17 protein-coding genes are annotated in these 16,426 nt (G+C 62.8%); 3 read left to right on the forward strand and 14 right to left on the reverse strand.

The window, feature by feature from the left end; translation table 11 throughout:
* The first annotated feature begins 28 nt into the window (after positions 1-28).
* Both LLJ08_RS17460 and coq7 read left to right on the forward strand, forming a co-directional pair.
* On the forward strand, positions 29-370 hold the full coding sequence (locus LLJ08_RS17460; protein WP_023445867.1) for a histidine triad nucleotide-binding protein: 342 nt from the start codon (positions 29-31) through the stop codon (positions 368-370).
* Between the two features lie 64 nt (positions 371-434).
* Positions 435-1,082, forward strand: coding sequence for a 2-polyprenyl-3-methyl-6-methoxy-1,4-benzoquinone monooxygenase (coq7, locus tag LLJ08_RS17465; protein WP_023445868.1), 648 nt, complete (start codon positions 435-437; stop codon positions 1,080-1,082).
* A gap of 57 nt (positions 1,083-1,139) precedes the next feature.
* Here the strand turns inward: coq7 and speD are convergent, their stop codons facing one another.
* Both speD and LLJ08_RS17475 read right to left on the reverse strand, forming a co-directional pair.
* On the reverse strand, positions 1,140-1,940 hold the full coding sequence (gene speD, locus LLJ08_RS17470; protein WP_031297947.1) for an adenosylmethionine decarboxylase: 801 nt from the start codon (positions 1,938-1,940) through the stop codon (positions 1,140-1,142).
* 208 nt (positions 1,941-2,148) lie between these two features.
* The gene (locus tag LLJ08_RS17475; RefSeq protein WP_014821655.1) at positions 2,149-2,571 is read right to left on the reverse strand and encodes an OsmC family protein; all 423 of its coding nucleotides are present in this window, start codon (positions 2,569-2,571) and stop codon (positions 2,149-2,151) included.
* A 212-nt stretch (positions 2,572-2,783) separates the two neighbouring features.
* Between LLJ08_RS17475 and crp the strand changes: the two genes are divergently transcribed.
* On the forward strand, positions 2,784-3,428 hold the full coding sequence (gene crp / locus LLJ08_RS17480; protein WP_015278313.1) for a cAMP-activated global transcriptional regulator CRP: 645 nt from the start codon (positions 2,784-2,786) through the stop codon (positions 3,426-3,428).
* 45 nt (positions 3,429-3,473) lie between these two features.
* On the opposite strand, the gene trpC is transcribed toward crp, so the two are convergent.
* The 12 genes from trpC to LLJ08_RS17540 form a co-directional block, all read right to left on the reverse strand.
* A complete protein-coding gene (gene trpC / locus LLJ08_RS17485; protein WP_125876909.1) occupies positions 3,474-4,316 on the reverse strand; it encodes an indole-3-glycerol phosphate synthase TrpC in 843 nt (280 codons plus the stop codon).
* Complete coding sequence (gene trpD / locus LLJ08_RS17490; RefSeq protein ID WP_014821658.1) at positions 4,313-5,359, reverse strand: anthranilate phosphoribosyltransferase; 1,047 nt, start codon at positions 5,357-5,359, stop codon at positions 4,313-4,315. Before trpD ends, trpC begins: the two co-directional genes overlap by 4 nt.
* Complete coding sequence (locus LLJ08_RS17495) at positions 5,359-5,952, reverse strand: aminodeoxychorismate/anthranilate synthase component II (protein WP_102820736.1); 594 nt, start codon at positions 5,950-5,952, stop codon at positions 5,359-5,361. Before LLJ08_RS17495 ends, trpD begins: the two co-directional genes overlap by 1 nt.
* Before the next feature lie 2 nt (positions 5,953-5,954).
* Positions 5,955-7,439: an anthranilate synthase component I gene (gene trpE / locus LLJ08_RS17500; protein WP_228207558.1), complete on the reverse strand. Its 1,485-nt coding sequence runs from the start codon at positions 7,437-7,439 to the stop codon at positions 5,955-5,957.
* Between the two features lie 179 nt (positions 7,440-7,618).
* Positions 7,619-8,320 carry a phosphoglycolate phosphatase gene (locus tag LLJ08_RS17505; protein WP_045666642.1) on the reverse strand — a complete coding sequence of 234 codons (702 nt, stop codon included), beginning with the start codon at positions 8,318-8,320 and terminating at the stop codon, positions 7,619-7,621.
* Positions 8,317-8,991, reverse strand: coding sequence for a ribulose-phosphate 3-epimerase (gene rpe / locus LLJ08_RS17510; RefSeq protein ID WP_015278319.1), 675 nt, complete (start codon positions 8,989-8,991; stop codon positions 8,317-8,319). The genes LLJ08_RS17505 and rpe overlap by 4 nt, the downstream gene beginning before the upstream one ends.
* Positions 8,992-9,095: 104 nt before the next feature.
* Entirely contained in the window at positions 9,096-10,376 is a 1,281-nt protein-coding gene (gene gabT / locus LLJ08_RS17515; RefSeq protein WP_228207559.1) for a 4-aminobutyrate--2-oxoglutarate transaminase, read from the reverse strand.
* A gap of 158 nt (positions 10,377-10,534) precedes the next feature.
* Positions 10,535-12,001, reverse strand: coding sequence for an NADP-dependent succinate-semialdehyde dehydrogenase (gene gabD, locus LLJ08_RS17520; RefSeq protein WP_228207560.1), 1,467 nt, complete (start codon positions 11,999-12,001; stop codon positions 10,535-10,537).
* Positions 12,002-12,013: 12 nt separating this feature from the next.
* On the reverse strand, positions 12,014-12,841 hold the full coding sequence (locus LLJ08_RS17525; RefSeq protein WP_015278322.1) for an ABC transporter permease: 828 nt from the start codon (positions 12,839-12,841) through the stop codon (positions 12,014-12,016).
* Between the two features lie 63 nt (positions 12,842-12,904).
* Entirely contained in the window at positions 12,905-14,158 is a 1,254-nt protein-coding gene (locus tag LLJ08_RS17530) for an ABC transporter permease (protein WP_228207561.1), read from the reverse strand.
* 63 nt (positions 14,159-14,221) lie between these two features.
* Complete coding sequence (locus tag LLJ08_RS17535) at positions 14,222-15,253, reverse strand: ABC transporter substrate-binding protein (protein WP_419585749.1); 1,032 nt, start codon at positions 15,251-15,253, stop codon at positions 14,222-14,224.
* Between the two features lie 43 nt (positions 15,254-15,296).
* A complete protein-coding gene (locus tag LLJ08_RS17540) occupies positions 15,297-16,406 on the reverse strand; it encodes an ABC transporter ATP-binding protein (protein WP_138300970.1) in 1,110 nt (369 codons plus the stop codon).
* Positions 16,407-16,426 lie beyond the last annotated feature (20 nt).

A 16,426-nucleotide genomic window follows, 5' to 3' on the forward strand; every position in this document is an offset into this window, starting at 1 on the left:
TCGACCGACGCTCTCCCGGAGAACCGCCATGGATTGTCTGTTTTGCAAGATCGTGGACGGGGAAATTCCCGCACGCAAGCTTTACGAGGACGATCAGGTTATCGCCTTCCACGACATCGCGGCTCAGGCCCCGGTGCACTTTCTGGTGATTCCGAAGAAACATATCGCCACCTTGCACGACCTGAACGAGGAGCACGACAAGGCGCTCGCCGGGCATATCCTCTTGACTGCGCAACGCCTGGCCACAGAGCAAGGGTGTCAGGACGGTTTTCGCGTGGTGATGAACTGCAACGACCTAGGCGGGCAGACGGTCAACCATATTCACATGCACGTACTCGGTCAGCGGCAGATGCATTGGCCGCCAGGCTGACAGCCAAGCGCCCAAACTGCAGCCTCATCCACTGCCCGTGGCTCCAACCTGTTCCGGAGGACATATGACCAGCCAACGCCACTACTCCCCAGCTGACCGCTTGCTGATGCAGGCCGATTCGGCCCTGCGCACGCTGTTGCCTTTCAGTGGCCAGCCAGCACGCCCGTCGCCGGCGGTATTGAAGAACGAGGCCGAACTCAGCGAGAGCGAGACCCGCCACGTTGCCGGCCTGATGCGCATCAACCACACCGGCGAAGTCTGCGCCCAAGCGCTGTACCAGGGCCAGGCCCTGACGGCTCGCCTCCCGCAGGTACGTCGGGCGATGGAACAGGCGGCGGATGAGGAAATCGACCATCTGGCCTGGTGTGAACAACGCATCCGCCAGTTGGGCAGCCACACCAGCGTGCTCAATCCGCTTTTCTACGGGCTGTCGTTCGGGATTGGCGCCACGGCCGGTCTGATCAGCGATCGCATCAGCCTGGGCTTCGTCGCGGCTACTGAAGATCAGGTCTGCAAGCACCTGGACGAACACCTTGGCCAGCTGCCGGCAAGCGACGACAAATCCCGTGCCATTCTCGAGCAGATGCGCGAGGACGAGCAGCAGCACTCCACCGCCGCCATCGAGGCCGGCGGCCTGCGATTTCCAGCCCCAGTCAAATTCGGCATGAGCCTGGTATCCAAGGTCATGACCAAGGCGACTTATCGCATCTGACGTTTGCCACGAAAAAGGGCGCCGAAGCGCCCTTATCAATGACAATGCTGCTGAAGCCTACGCATGACGCGGCATGTTGCGCGCGTAGAAAATTTCCAGCATCTCGTGACGCAACCGCTTCTCGACCTGCTTGCGCTGCTCCGGAGAAAGATTGCTGGTCGCATCGCCAAACAGATAATTCTCCAGCTCGAAGTCCTTGAGCAGCATCTTGGTGTGGAACAGATTTTCCTGGTACACATTCACATCGGTCATCTGATAGACCGAGCGCGTGTCATCAGACAGGTAGTTCTGGATAGAGTTGATCTCGTGATCAATGAAGTGCTTCTTGCCCTCGACATCGCGGGTAAAACCGCGCACGCGATAATCCACGGTGACGATATCCGAATCGAACTGGTGGATCAGATAGTTGAGCGCCTTCAGCGGCGAGATAACGCCGCAGGTTGAAACATCGATATCGACGCGGAACGTGGCAATGCCGTCCACCGGATGTATTTCCGGGTAGGTATGCACGGTGATGTGGCTCTTGTCGAGGTGCGCAAGGATGGTTTCGGGCAGCGGGCCAGGCGACTCCTCGATCTGACTGTCAGTTGGCGTCACCGGTTGTTCGGAGATCAGAATCGTCACGCTGGCGCCCTGCGGCTCGTAATCCTGGCGGGCAATGTTGAGTATGTTGGCACCAATGATGTCTACAACATCGGTCAGAATCTGTGTAAGCCGCTCGGCGTCGTATTCTTCATCGATGTACTGCACATATGCCTGCTGGTCTTCAGACGTCTCGGCATAGCAGATGTCGTAGATGTTGAAGCTCAAGGTCTTGGTCAGATTGTTGAACCCGTGAAGCTTGAGTTTGCTTTTCACCATTGGAAACATTCTCTTGTCGGGGCTCATGCCCGTCGGACACCGAAGCATCTGAGCAGGACGGTAAACACCTCTTCGCGCCGGTGACGGCCGTTATTGCAATGGAATGAATGACACCCGAATCAATCGGGGCTGCGCATGATAGAGCGGGAGGCTTTTCGAAAGCGTCACCAGACCCACTCCCATCGATTGAGATAGCCGATAGCGGTCAGTCGAGCTCGACAATCTCGTAAGCATGGCTGATCTCGACGCCGGCACGACCAAGCATGATTGAGGCCGAGCAGTACTTCTCCGCCGAAAGCTCGACCGCGCGCTTGACCTGGGCCTCCTTCAGCGAGCGCCCCTTGACGACGAAACGCAGATGAATCTTGGTAAACACCTTTGGGTCTTCGGATGCACGGTCGGCCTCAACGAAGACTTCGCAACTATCCACAGCCTGCCGCGACTTTTTCAGGATGCTCACTACATCGAAGTTACTGCAGCCACCCAGGCCAAGTAGCAGCATCTCCATGGGGCGTACGCCAAGGTTACGTCCGCCGTTCTCGGGCGGGCCATCCATCACCACGACATGTCCGCTGCCGGACTCGCCAAGGAACATCGCACCGTCGACCCATTGAATGCGCGCTTTCATCGCCAGCTCCAATAAAAACAGGGCGGCTAGCTTAGCATGGGCCTTTAAATCGACAGCGTCACATACGCGACTAAAGGTGCGTTGACCCACACGTTTCGCCTGTCGCAACTTTGCAACTGCTCCGCCTTGGTCTGTTAAGCTCACGAAAGCTGAATGACAGCCACATATAACAATAATCAGTCTTTATTGAATACTTATCCGGGACCCACAGCATGGTAGCTATCTCTCTTACGCCCAAGATAAAGAATATCGACAAGTTGCTCGCCCATTGCCATAGACGGCGGTACACGGCGAAGAGCACGATCATTTACGCAGGCGACCGTTGCGAGTCGCTTTTTTTCATCGTCAAAGGCTCGGTCACCATTCTTATCGAGGATGACGACGGTCGCGAGATGATCATCGCCTATTTGAATGCAGGCGACTTTTTCGGAGAGATGGGGCTTTTCGAGAAGGAAGGAACGGAAAAGGAACGCAGCGCCTGGGTCCGCGCAAAGACCGAATGCGAAGTTGCCGAACTGAGCTATGCGAAGTTTCGCGAGCTGACCCAGCAGGATCCGGACATCCTCTATGCCCTCGGCAGTCAGATGGCCGAGCGTCTGCGCAACACCACACGCAAGGTCGGCGACCTGGCCTTCCTCGACGTTACCGGCCGTGTCGCGCGTACCTTGCTCGACCTGTGCAAGCAGCCCGACGCCATGACTCATCCGGACGGCATGCAGATCAAGATCACCCGCCAGGAAATCGGCCGTATCGTCGGTTGCTCCCGCGAGATGGTCGGTCGGGTGCTCAAGAGCCTGGAAGCCCAGGGTCTCGTCTATGTCAAAGGCAAGACCATGGTGGTATTCGGCACTCGCTGATCCTTCAGACCGCTACCTGCCAGCGCGCAATGCGCGGGCAGGCGGTCACTCCGGATCGGCAGCGACAGGGGCCGCACGGCCGCGCGAACGATCGGGATAGAACAGGCGCTGCAGCTCTACGCCAGGTTGCTCGGCGCGCATGAACGCCTCGCCCACCAGGAATGCGTAGACCTGGTTTATTTCCATCAGCTCGACATCGGCACGATTGAAGATCCCGCTCTCGGTCACCACCAGCCGATCCTTTGGAATCCGCGGCAGCAGATCCAGCGTGGTTTCCAGATTGACCTCGAAGGTATGCAGGTTGCGGTTGTTGATGCCCACCAGCGGCGTTTCCAGACGCAGCGCACGTTCGAGTTCGGCAGCGTCGTGCACCTCTACCAGCACGTCCAGCCCCTGCTGCTTGGCCACCGCTGCCAGCTCGTGCATACGCGCATCGTCCAGTGCCGCGACGATCAGCAGAATGCAGTCGGCGCCAAGCGCGCGCGCTTCGATCACCTGATACGGGTCGATCATGAAATCCTTGCGGATAACCGGCAGCGAGCAAGCCGCCCGCGCCTGCTGCAGATATTCATCGGCGCCCTGAAAGAAATCGATGTCGGTCAACACCGACAGGCAAGCAGCGCCCCCGGTCTCGTAGCTGGCGGCGATCTCGGCGGGCAGGAAGGGATCGCGAATGACTCCTTTGCTCGGCGATGCCTTCTTCACCTCAGCGATAACCGCAGGCTCCTTGCTGCGCACCCGGCGCTCAAGCGCGGCCGCGAAGCCACGCACCGGATCGGCAGCTGCGGCACGCTGCTCCAGCTCACCCAGCCCGACCTGGCGACTGCGCTGCGCAACCTCCTCGAACTTGCGGGCGATGATCTTCTCCAGAACGGTCGGCACGCTCACTTTTGATTCTCCTGCTTGAATACCGCGGTGAAGGAAACCAGCTCCTCCAGCTTGTCACGCGCCAACCCGGTGCTGAGGGCATCATGCGCCATCTCGACACCCTGCTTCAGGCTGCTCGCCAGATCGGCTGCGTAAAGCGCAGCGCCAGCGTTGAGCACGATCATGTCGGCAGCCTTCTGCCCGTTCTCGCTCTGCCGACGCCCCAGCGCATCGCGGATCAAGGCCAGCGAACCCTGTGCATCCTCGACGTTCAGACCGATCAGGCTCTGACTCTTGATCCCGAAGTCTTCGGGCTGAATGCTGTATTCAAGGATCTCACCATCCTTCAGCTCGGCAACATGCGTCGGCGCGGCGAGGCTGATCTCGTCCAGCCCATCCTGCGCATGCACCACCAGCACATGCTTGCTGCCCAGACGCGCCAGCACTTCGGCCATCGGCCGGCACAATGCCTTGCTGAACACGCCAAGCACCTGATGGCGGACGCCGGCCGGGTTGGCCATGGGGCCGAGGATATTGAACAGCGTACGTAGGCCGAGTTCGCGGCGCGGGCCGGCCGCGTGCTTCATGGCGCCATGATGGGCCGGGGCGAACATGAAGCCGACGCCGACCGTATCGACACTGCGCGCCACCTGCTCGGGCGTCAGGTCGAGGAAGACCCCGGCCGCCTCGAGCAGATCGGCGCTGCCGCTCTTGCCGGATACTGCGCGGTTACCGTGCTTGGCGACCTTGCCGCCAGCGGCCGCAACGACGAACGAGGCGGCAGTGGACACGTTGAAGATATTCATGCCGTCGCCACCGGTGCCACAGGTGTCGACAAGCTTGTCGGTGTCGAAACGCACCGGGGCGGCAAGCTCACGCATGACCTGCACAGCGCCGACGATCTCGTCGATGGTTTCGCTCTTCATGCGCATGCCCATGAGGAACGCACCGACCTGCGCATCAGTGCATTGCCCGGTCATGATCTGACGCATCACCGCCTGCATCTCTTCGGTGGTCAGGTCCAGCTGACCGACGATGCGGTTGAGGGCTTCCTTGATATCCATCAGCGCACGCCTCCGGTCTGCTTCAGAAAATTCGCGAACAGCTCATGGCCCTGTTCGGTGAGGATCGATTCGGGGTGGAACTGCACACCCTCTATATTCAGCGTCTTGTGTCGCAAGCCCATGATCTCGTCGACCGAGCCATCGTCCAGCTGGGTCCAGGCGGTGATTTCCAGGGAGTCGGGCAACGTCTCGCGCTTGACCACCAGCGAGTGGTAACGGGTGACGGTCAGCGGATTATTGAGCCCGGCGAACACACCCTGGTCATGGTGAAACACCGGGCTGGTCTTGCCGTGCATGGCCTGCCGAGCACGTACCACATCGCCACCGAAGGCCTGACCGATGCTCTGGTGGCCGAGGCAAACGCCGAGAATCGGCAACTTGCCGGCGAAATAACGAATCAGCTCCAGCGACACGCCGGCCTCGTTCGGCGTGCACGGGCCCGGCGAGACGACGATACGCTCCGGATTCAGCGCTTCGATCTCGGCCACGCTCAGTTCGTCGTTGCGCACCACCTTGACGTCGGCACCAAGCTCGCCGAGGTACTGCACGACGTTGTAGGTAAAGGAATCGTAGTTATCCAACATCAGCAGCATGATCAGTTCTCCTGCTCGTCGCGCTCGGCGAGGGCCACCGCGCGGAACATGGCGCGGCGCTTGTTCAGCGTCTCTTCCCATTCGAGTGCCGGCTGCGAGTCGGCAACGATGCCGGCACCGGCCTGCACATGCAGCTCGCCGTCCTTGATCACCGCGGTACGGATGGCGATAGCGGTATCCATGTTGCCGTTCCAGGCGAGATAGCCGACGGCGCCGCCGTACACTCCACGCTTGACCGGCTCGAGTTCGTCGATGATTTCCATGGCGCGAATCTTCGGTGCACCTGAGAGCGTGCCGGCCGGCAGGATCGCGCGCAGCGCATCCATCGCCGTCAATGGCGCCTTGAGCTGGCCGGTGACGTTGGAAACGATGTGCATGACATTCGAATAGCGCTCGATGACCATTTTCTCGGTCAGCCGCACCGTGCCGGTCTCGGCGACACGACCGACGTCGTTGCGGCCCAGGTCGATCAGCATCAGGTGTTCGGCAAGCTCCTTGGCATCGCTGAGCAGGTCCTGCTCCAACGCCAGATCAGCTTCTTCGCTGGCACCGCGTGGACGCGTGCCGGCGATGGGGCGGACCGTGACCAGACCTTCCTCGACCCGCACCAGCACTTCTGGCGACGACCCCACCACGTGGAAGTCACCGAAGTTGAAGAAGTACATGTAGGGCGTCGGGTTGAAGCAACGCAGCGCGCGGTACAGATCGATGGGTGCGGCCTTGAACGGGATCGACATGCGCTGGGAAATCACCACCTGCATGCAGTCGCCGGCGAGGATGTAGTCCTTGATGCGGTTGACCGCCTGCTCGTAATCCTCGCGGCTGAAGCTGGAGCGGAAGGTCGGTTCGGCACCATTGCTCTTTTCGAAATCTAGGCCCAGGCGCGGCGTGATCGACTGGCGCAGCTTCGCCCGCAACGCGTGCAGGCGAGCCTGACCGGCCTCGTAGGCTTCCGGCTGCGACGGGTCGACCAGCACGATGCAGTGCAGCTTGCCGGCGAGGTTGTCGAACACCACCACGGCGTCGGAAACCATCAGCAGGATATCCGGTGTGCCCAGCGGATCCGGGTTGGGGCAATTTCCAAGTTTGCGCTCGACATAGCGCACGCTGTCGTAGCCGAAATAGCCGACCAGCCCGCCGTTGAAGCGCGGCAGACCTTCGACCGGCGCGACGCGGTAGCGCTGCTGGAAGGATTCGACGAAGGCCAGCGGATCCTCGACCTCACAGGCCTCGGTCTCGATGCCATCGGTGGTCACGCTGATGCGGTGATCCCGCACGCGCAGCACGGTGCGGCACGGCAGACCGATGATTGAGTAACGCCCCCACTTCTCGCCGCCCTGAACGGATTCAAGCAGATAGGAGTTCGGCGCATCGGCCAGTTTCAGGTATAGCGACAACGGGGTGTCGAAGTCGGCAAGGGTTTCGAACGACAGGGGGATGCGGTTATGGCCTTCGGCGGCCAAACGCAGGAATTCTTCGCGGGTCATGTCAGCCTCGTGGTCTGAGGAGGGTTCGAACGAACAACGGCAAACGCGCCGGCCTGGCCGGCAGGAAAAGTCAGGCGCGCCAGCGCCAACGGGCCAGGGCCTTGATGACTTTCATCCATTGTCTGCGGGTGAGCACCACGAGCTGATCTCTTCGGTGGGTCAAAAAGAGTCCGGCCACACTAGCGCAGCCCCGGAGCCGAAGCAACCAGCTCACGCAGGTCGTCGAGCACCAAAGCCGGATGCTCATCAGCGATGGGCTCGCCGTGGTTGTAGCCGTAGGTAAGCGCGACACACGGGACTGTCGCGGCCTTAGCAGCCCGCACGTCATTGCGCGAATCACCCACGAACAGCGATTCGCCGGGCGCAACGCCAGCGTTGTCCATCACCCAGAACAGCGCGGCCGGATCGGGCTTTTGCTGCGGCAAGGTATCGCCGCCGACCAGCCACTGGAAGTATCCGGCCAGCCCCTTCTCCTCCAGCAGCGGTTCGATGAACTGCGCCGGCTTGTTTGTGATGATCGCCAGCTTCACCTCGCGCTCGCGCAGCCAATCCAGGCATTCGCGAACGCCCGGATAGACAGCCGTCAGCTCGTGGCCGCCGGAGTAGGCCTGCATGAACAGCGCCAGCGCCTCGTCGGCCAACTCGCCGCTTACACCTTCATGCTCCAGCTGACCGGCCAATGCACGACGCACCAGCACCCGCGAACCATTGCCGACCCAGTCACGTACCCGCTCGATGCCGGCGGGCTCGCGACCGAGCAGCATCAACATCTTGTCCACCGCTGCGGCCAGGTCGGGTACCGAATCCATCAGGGTGCCGTCCAGATCGAACATCACCAGCCGCGGCAACTTGCCGTCGAACAGTTGCTCCAGGCGGGTCATGGACGCGCCAGCGCCAGCTCGGCGCGCATCTGGTCGATCACGGCTTTGTAATCCGGCTGGTTGAAGATGGCCGAGCCGGCAACGAAGGTATCGGCGCCCGCCGCAGCGATTTCGCGGATGTTCTTCGGATTCACACCGCCGTCGATCTCGAGGCGAATCTCGCGGCCGCTGGCATCGATCAGCGCACGCGCTTCGCGCAGCTTGTCGAGGGTGTTGGGAATGAACTTCTGTCCACCGAAGCCCGGGTTGACGCTCATCAGCAGGACCATGTCGACCTTGTCCATGACGTACTTGAGCACGTCCAGCGGCGTGGCCGGGTTGAACACCAGACCGGCCTTGGCGCCGCCGTCCTTGATCAGCTGCAGCGAGCGGTCGATGTGCTCGGAGGCTTCCGGGTGGAAGGTGATGTAGCTGGCGCCCGCTTCGAGGAAGTCGCCAATCATGCGGTCCACCGGCTTGACCATCAGATGCACGTCGATGGGCGCGGTGACGCCATGCTTGCGCAGCGCGGAGCAGACCATGGGGCCGATGGTCAGGTTGGGTACGTAGTGGTTGTCCATCACATCGAAATGGACGATGTCGGCGCCGGCGGCCAGCACGTTGTCCACTTCCTCACCCAGACGGGCGAAGTTGGCGGAAAGAATCGAAGGGGCGATAGCGAACGGCTGCATGACGACCTCGGGTAGCACGGCGGAATGCCGCGCATTGTACCCGAGGGTCAGGGTTGCGGCGCGCCTGACATCCATTGCGGATGCCGGCGAGCCGCTAGGTCGGATCAGGTCAGCTCATCGAAGCACTCACCGATGATGGCCAGGCCACGGTCGAGCAGTTCGTCCTCGGCAGTCAGCGGCACCAGCACGCGCAGCACGTTGTAGTAAGTGCCGCAGGACAGCAGGATCAGGCCCTTGTCCCGCGCACGGGCAACGATCTGCGAGGTCAGGGCGGCAGCCGGTCGCGCATGATCGCCGTCCTCGAACAGCTCGATTGCGATCATCGCGCCCAAACCGCGCACCTCACCAATCTCCTCGTGCTTGGTCTGGATTGCCTTGAGGCCCGTGGTCAGCCTCTCGGCTACCGCCTTGCAGCGGTCGAGCAGCTTCTCTTCCTCGAAGACTTCCAACACCGCCAGCGCGGCTGCACAGGACAGCGGATTGCCGGCGTAGGTGCCGCCCAGCCCGCCGGGCGCAATGGCATCCATGATCTCGGCTTTGCCGCACACGCCGGCAATCGGGAAACCACCGCCAACAGACTTGGCGAAGGTGGTCAGGTCGGCGACCACACCCATCTGTTCCATGGCGAAGAAGGTGCCGGTACGCCCGGCGCCGGTCTGCACTTCGTCGGCGATCAGCAGGATGCCGTGCTCGTCGCACAGTGCGCGCAGGCGAGCCATGAAATCCTTCGGCGCGACGTTGAAGCCGCCCTCGCCCTGCACCGGCTCGATGATGATCGCCGCGATGTCGCGTGGCTCGGCGTCGTTCTTGAAGATGCGCTCGATGCTGGCGATCGAGTCATCGACGCTGACGCCATGAATGGCGCAAGGGTACAGCGCGCGGAAGATGCCGCCCGGCATTAGGCCCATGCCAGCCGAGTACGGCGCGACCTTGCCGGTCAGCCCCAGGGTCATCATGGTGCGGCCATGGTAGGCGCCGGTGAAGGCGATCACGCCGGCACGCCCGGTGGCGGCGCGGGCGATCTTCACCGCGTTTTCCACCGCCTCGGAGCCGGTAGTGACAAGCAGGGTCTTCTTGGCGAAATCACCCGGCACCCGCGCGTTGATCTTCTCGCACAGCTCGACGTAGGGCTCGTAGGCCAGCACTTGGAAGCAGGTGTGGGTCAGCTTGTGCAGCTGGTCCTCGACCGCCTTGATGATTTTCGGGTGCAGGTGACCGGTATTCAGCACGGCGATGCCACCGGCGAAATCGATGAACTCGCGGCCTTCGACGTCGACCACGCTGCTGTTCTTCGCGTGATCGGCAAATATCGGATGGATCTGGCCGACGCCACGGGGAACGGCGGCGACACGGCGTTGCATAAGGGATTCGTTGGTCTTGCTCATAAGCTCCTCGGTAGCCGCTCATCGTCGGCGCGGGTCGGAAAGAACGCCATGAAGCGGGTGCGGCAGCATACGATGATCGACTGCCACACCATCCGGGGCGTTCGGATTACAGTAAAACTCCGTGCATTATTTTGCACGCCTGTTTTAGGCCGCTGGCGTCAGATGCCGCCCAGGCACAGGTATTTGATTTCCACGTATTCATCCAGGCCGTACTTCGAGCCTTCACGGCCGAGGCCGGATGCCTTCATGCCGCCGAACGGCGCCACCTCGGTGGAGATCACCCCGGTGTTGATGCCGACCATGCCGTACTCCAATGCCTCAGCGACGCGGAACACCCGGCTCAGGTCGCGGGCGTAGAAATAGGCGGCGAGGCCGAACTCGGTGTCGTTGGCCTGGCGGATCACCTCGTCCTCGTCGCGGAAGCGAAACAGCGGCGCCAGCGGACCGAAGGTTTCCTCGCGCGCCACGGCCATCTCGGACGTGACGCCGCCCACCAGCGTCGGCTCGAAGAAGTTGCCGCCCAGTGCATGGGGTTTGCCGCCGGCCAGCAGGGTGGCGCCCTTGTCGAGGGCGTCCTGCAGATGGCGCTGCACCTTGGCCACTGCCGCGGCGTCGATCAGCGGACCGGTGGTCACGCCCTCCTCCGCACCGTTGCCGACCTTCAGCCGCGCCACCGCAGCGGAAAGCTTGTCGACGAAGGCGTCGTAGATGCCGTCCTGTACGTAGATGCGGTTGGCACAGACGCAGGTCTGCCCGGCGTTGCGGTACTTGGAGATCATCGCGCCCTCGACCGCCGCATCCAGATCGGCGTCGTCGAAGACGATGAAGGGTGCGTTGCCGCCCAGCTCCAGCGAGAGCTTCTTCAGCGTCGGCGCGCACTGCTGCATCAGCTTGACTCCCACCGCGGTCGAGCCGGTGAACGAGAGCTTGCGCACGATAGGGTTCTCACATAGTTCGGCACCCACCTCACGGGACGTGGCGGCATCGGCGGTGATCACGCTGAACAGTCCCGCCGGAATGCCCGCACGCTCGGCCAGCGCGGCCAGCGCCAGTGCCGAGAACGGTGTCTGCGGTGCCGGCTTGAGCACCATGGCACAGCCCGCGGCCAACGCCGGCCCAGCCTTGCGGGTGATCATTGCGCTGGGGAAATTCCACGGCGTGATCGCCGCGGTGACGCCGACTGGCTCCTTCTGCACCAGGATGCGCTTGTCGCCGGCGTGGGCAGGAATCACATCGCCGTAGAGGCGCTTGCCCTCCTCGGCGAACCACTCGAGAAAGGAAGCAGCATAAGCCACCTCGCCCCGGGCCTCGGCCAGTGGTTTGCCCTGCTCGGCGGTCATGATGCGCGCCAGGTCTTCCTGGTTCTCCAGCATCAGTTCGTACCAGCGACGCAGGCGCCCGGCGCGCTCCTTGGCAGTCAGCGCGCGCCAGGCGGGTTGTGCCGCCTGGGCGGCTTCGATGGCCCGGCGGGTTTCGCCGCGGCCCATGTTTGGCACGGCGCCGATCAGCTCACCGGTGGCCGGGTTGAATATCTCAGTGCGCGCACCACTGTCGGCCTCGCACCACTCACCGTTGAGATAGGCGGTTTGGCGCAACAGATCGGGTTGCCCAAGTTGCAGAGTCATGTGCGTATTCCGTCAGGCAGGTTGTTGGGTGCGCAGCTTCTCGGCGCGGCCACGCAGCCACTCCAGGGTCAGCAGCAGAGCGATGGAGAAGCCGATCAGCAGAGTCGCCGCGGCGGCGATGGTCGGGCTGAGGTTTTCCCGTATACCGCTGAACATCTGCCGCGGCAGGGTGATCTGCTCGGGGCCGGCGAGGAACAGCGTCACCACCACTTCATCGAACGAGGTGGCAAAGGCGAACAACGCGCCGGAAATCACCCCCGGTGCGATCAGCGGCAGGGTCACGCGGAAGAACGCGGTCAGCGGTGATGCGCCGAGGCTGGCCGCAGCACGCACCAGGTTGTAGTTGAAGCCCTGCAGCGTCGCGGAGACCGTGATGATCACGAAGGGCACGCCGAGCACCGCGTGCACAAGGATAAGCGACAGGTAGCTGTTGCCCATGCCCAGCGGTGCGAAGAACAGGTAGCTGGCTACACCGATGATCACCACCGGCACCACCATCGGCGAGATCAGTATGGTCATCAGCAGCGCCTTGCCGCGAAATTCCGCGCGGGTCAGGCCGACCGCCGCCAGGGTGCCGAGCACCACAGCGAGAAAGGTCGCGGCGGGCGCGATGAGCATGCTGTTCTTCAGCGAGCGCATCCAGTCGGCCGAGCTGAACAGCGCCTCGTACCAACGCATGGAAAAGCCCTGCAAGGGATAGACGAGGAACGAGCCGGAATTGAACGACAGCGGCACGATGACCAGTACCGGCACGATCAGAAACAGCAGCACCAGCGCGCAGAGGATGCGCAGCGCGTAGTACCAGGCCCGTTCGACGGGTGACATGTAGGGGCTCAGCATGAAAGGTTCTCCTGCCCGGCATGAAGACTCTGAAAAGGCGGCCGCGCCGCGACATGCGTCATCTCAACCCAGCCGCAGGCGGCTGGCACCGACCAGCCAGCTGTAGATGACGTACAGCAGCATGGTGGCGAGCAGCAGCAGGCCGCCCAACGCCGTGGCCATGCCCCAGTTGATAGTGGTGTTGGTGTAGAAGGCGACGAAGTAGCTGACCATCTGGTCGTTCGGGCTGCCGAGCAGCGCCGGGGTGATGTAGTAGCCGATGGAGATGATGAACACCAACAGGCAGCCCGCACCGACGCCGGCCAGCGTCTGCGGGAAGTACACCCGCCAGAAGCTGGCGAACGGATGACAGCCCAGCGACACCGCGGCGCGCATGTAGCTCGGCGAGATGTTCTTCATCACGCTGTAGATCGGCAGGATCATGAACGGCAGCAGGATGTGCACCATGGCGATGTAGACGCCGGTGCGGTTGAACACCAGCTGCAGCGGCTGGTCGATCAGCCCCATCTTCAGCAACGTACCATTAATGAGGCCGCCGGACTGCAGCAGCACGATCCAAGCCGCCACACGCACCAGAATCGAGGTCCAGAATGGCAGCAGCACCAGGATCATTAGCAGGTTGCTCTGCCGCGCCGGCAAGTTGGCCAGGAGATACGCCAGCGGATAGGCCAAGAGCAGGCAGATCGAGGTGATCACCAGGCCCATCCAGAAGGTGCGAGCAAAGATGTCCAGATATACCGCCTGATCCGGCGAGACCTTGGCCAGCTCGCCCAGCTCGTCGATGCGGTGATCCAGCGCCGCCAGCAGGTAGTAGCCGGTCACCGCACTGTCGTTGCGCTGGATCACCTGCCAGAACGCCGGATCGCCCCAGCGCTCATCGAGGGCTTCCAGTGCCTCCTGATAGGACGCTGGTGTCTCGCGAAAGGGCATCGCCCGCGCAGTCTTGGTCAGCAGGCTGCGATAGCCCGCCAGCTCCATGTTCAACCGCTTGGACAGATCGCCGAGGCTCTGTTCACGGCGCGCCTGATACAGATCCTCGGCCAGCGCCTGATAGGCCGGATCCGCTGGCAGCCCACGACCATCCCATTCGGCCAGCGCCGCCAGCGTGCGTGGCAGCGTGTTCACCACCTCGGGGTTCTCGACGCTGCGCCAGAGCAGCGAGGCGATGGGTACCAGAAAGGTCAGCAGCACGAACAGCAGCAGCGGCACGATCAGTGCCTGCGACTTGAGCTTGTTCACCCGTTCGGCGCGCGCCAGCCGCTGCTTCAGATTGGGCTCGGCGATCTGGTTCGCCGGCAGGGATATAGCTGTGGCCATGATGACTCCGCGATTCGTTCCGATGGCTGGGACCGGCCCCGCCAGTGCGGCGGGGCTCCGGGGTCAGCGTGCTGCCCAGGCGTTGAAACGCTGTTCGAGCTGTTCGCCGTAGTCGGCCCAGAAGGTCACGTCCATCGCCACCTGATCGGCGATGTTCTGCGGCGCGGTGGGCATCTGCGCCAGGCGTTTTTCATCCAGCAACGACACGGCCTGGGTGTTCGCCGGACCGTAGGCGATGTTCTCGGCATAGGCCTTCTGCTGCTGCGGCTCGACGGTGAAGGCGATGAACTTGCGTGCCTGCTCCTGACTCTTGGCGCCCTTGGGGATGGCCCAGGAATCGAAGTCGTAGATGCCGCCGTTCCATACGATCTGCAGGTTGCTCTCGTTCTGCACGGCAGCGATGCGGCCGTTGTAGGCGCTGCTCATCACCACGTCGCCGGAGGCGAGGAACTGCGGCGGCTGTGCGCCGGCTTCCCACCACTGGATATGCGGCTTGAGCTGATCGAGCTTCCTGAAGGCACGGTTCTGGCCGTCCTTGGTGGCCAGCACCTTGTAGACCTCCTTGGCCGGCACGCCGTCGGCCATCAGCGCGAATTCGAGGGTGTACTTGGCGCCCTTGCGCAGGCCGCGCTTGCCGGGAAATTTCTCCGTATCCCAGAAATCCGCCCAGCCGGACGGCGCGCTCTTGAGCTTGTCGGCGTTGTAGGCCAGCACCGTCGACCAGACGAAGAAGCCGACGCCGCAGGGCTGGATCGCGCCTTCGACGAAGTCGTCCGGATTGCCGACGATGCCCGGGTCGAGCTCCTCGAACAGCCCCTCGTCGCAACCGCGCGAAAGCTCCGGCGATTCCACCTCGACCAGGTTCCACGACACACTGTTGGTGTCGACCATCGCCTTGACCTTGGCCATCTCGCCGTTGTACTCGCCAGCGATCAGGCGACCGTTGCCGGCCGCTTCCCAGGGCTCGTAGAAGGCCTTGGTCTGCGCCTGCTTGTTGGCACCGCCGAAGCTCACCGCGGTCAGGCTGTCGGCGGCGGCCTGGCCGGCACAGACGAGTCCGAGCGCCAGCGCGGACAGTTTCAGGTAGTTGCTCATACCAGTTCGCTCCATGATGCAGTTTTAGGGTTCTTGTAATGCCTCAGGCCGCCTGCAGCGGGTCCAGCGCACGGACGTGCTCGACATGCCAGCCGATCGGCACCACATCGCCCACGCGCAGGGCGTGGTCGAACTCGGCAATTGGCTGCTTGACGAAGAAGTCGCTGACCCCGCAGACCTCCAGGCGGATGCGGATGTGGTCGCCGAGGTAGATGAACTCGGCAACACGACCGGTGAAGCGGTTCGGACAACTGGCGCTGGCGCCGTTGAGCAGCACGCGCTCCGGGCGAATCGACAGGTTGACCGGACTGCCCGTGGCGCCGACGTTGACCGCCAGCGCCTGGACGGTTTCGCCGCGCTCCAGCTTGACCGTGCAGCTGTCGCCGCGCTGTTCCAGCAGGTGCGCCGGCAGCCGATTGTTCTCGCCAAGGAAGTTGGCGACGAAGGTGTTCAGCGGCTTTTCGTAGAGCGTGCACGGGTCTTCGATCTGCTGGATCTGTCCCTGATGGAACACCGCGACGCGATCGGACATGGTCAGCGCCTCACCCTGATCGTGGGTGACGTACACCACGGTGACGCCGAGGCGCTGGTGCAGGTGCTTGATCTCCATCTGCATCTGCTCGCGCAGTTGCTTGTCCAGCGCGCCCAGGGGTTCGTCCATCAGCACCAGTTGCGGCTCGAACACCAGCGCCCGCGCCAGCGCCACGCGCTGCTGCTGGCCGCCGGAGAGCTGCGCCGGATAGCGGTTGCGAAAGCCCTCCAGCTGGACCATCGCCAGCGCGCGCTTGACCCGCTCCTTGATGTCCGGCTTGGCCATGCCGCGCACGCTGAGGGGGAACGCCAGGTTTTCCGACACGGTCATGTGCGGGAACAGCGCGTAGTTCTGGAACACCATGCCCATGTCGCGCTTGTGCGGCGGCACGTTGTTGATCGCCCGGCCATTGAGGAGAATCTCCCCCGCGGTGGGCGTCTCGAAGCCGGCCAGCATCATCAGGCTGGTGGTCTTGCCCGAGCCGGACGGCCCGAGCAGGGTGAGGAATTCGCCGCGGCGGATGTCCAGGTTGAGATCCCGGACAATCAGCGACTCGCCGTCATAGCTCTTCTGGACGCCGCGAAAGCTCACCAGGATATCGTTCGCCGTTGACTCGACCATGCTGCTGCACCTGCCTAACC

Source organism: Stutzerimonas chloritidismutans, assembly GCF_020783375.1.
GTDB classification, from domain to species: Bacteria; Pseudomonadota; Gammaproteobacteria; order Pseudomonadales; family Pseudomonadaceae; genus Stutzerimonas; species Stutzerimonas kunmingensis.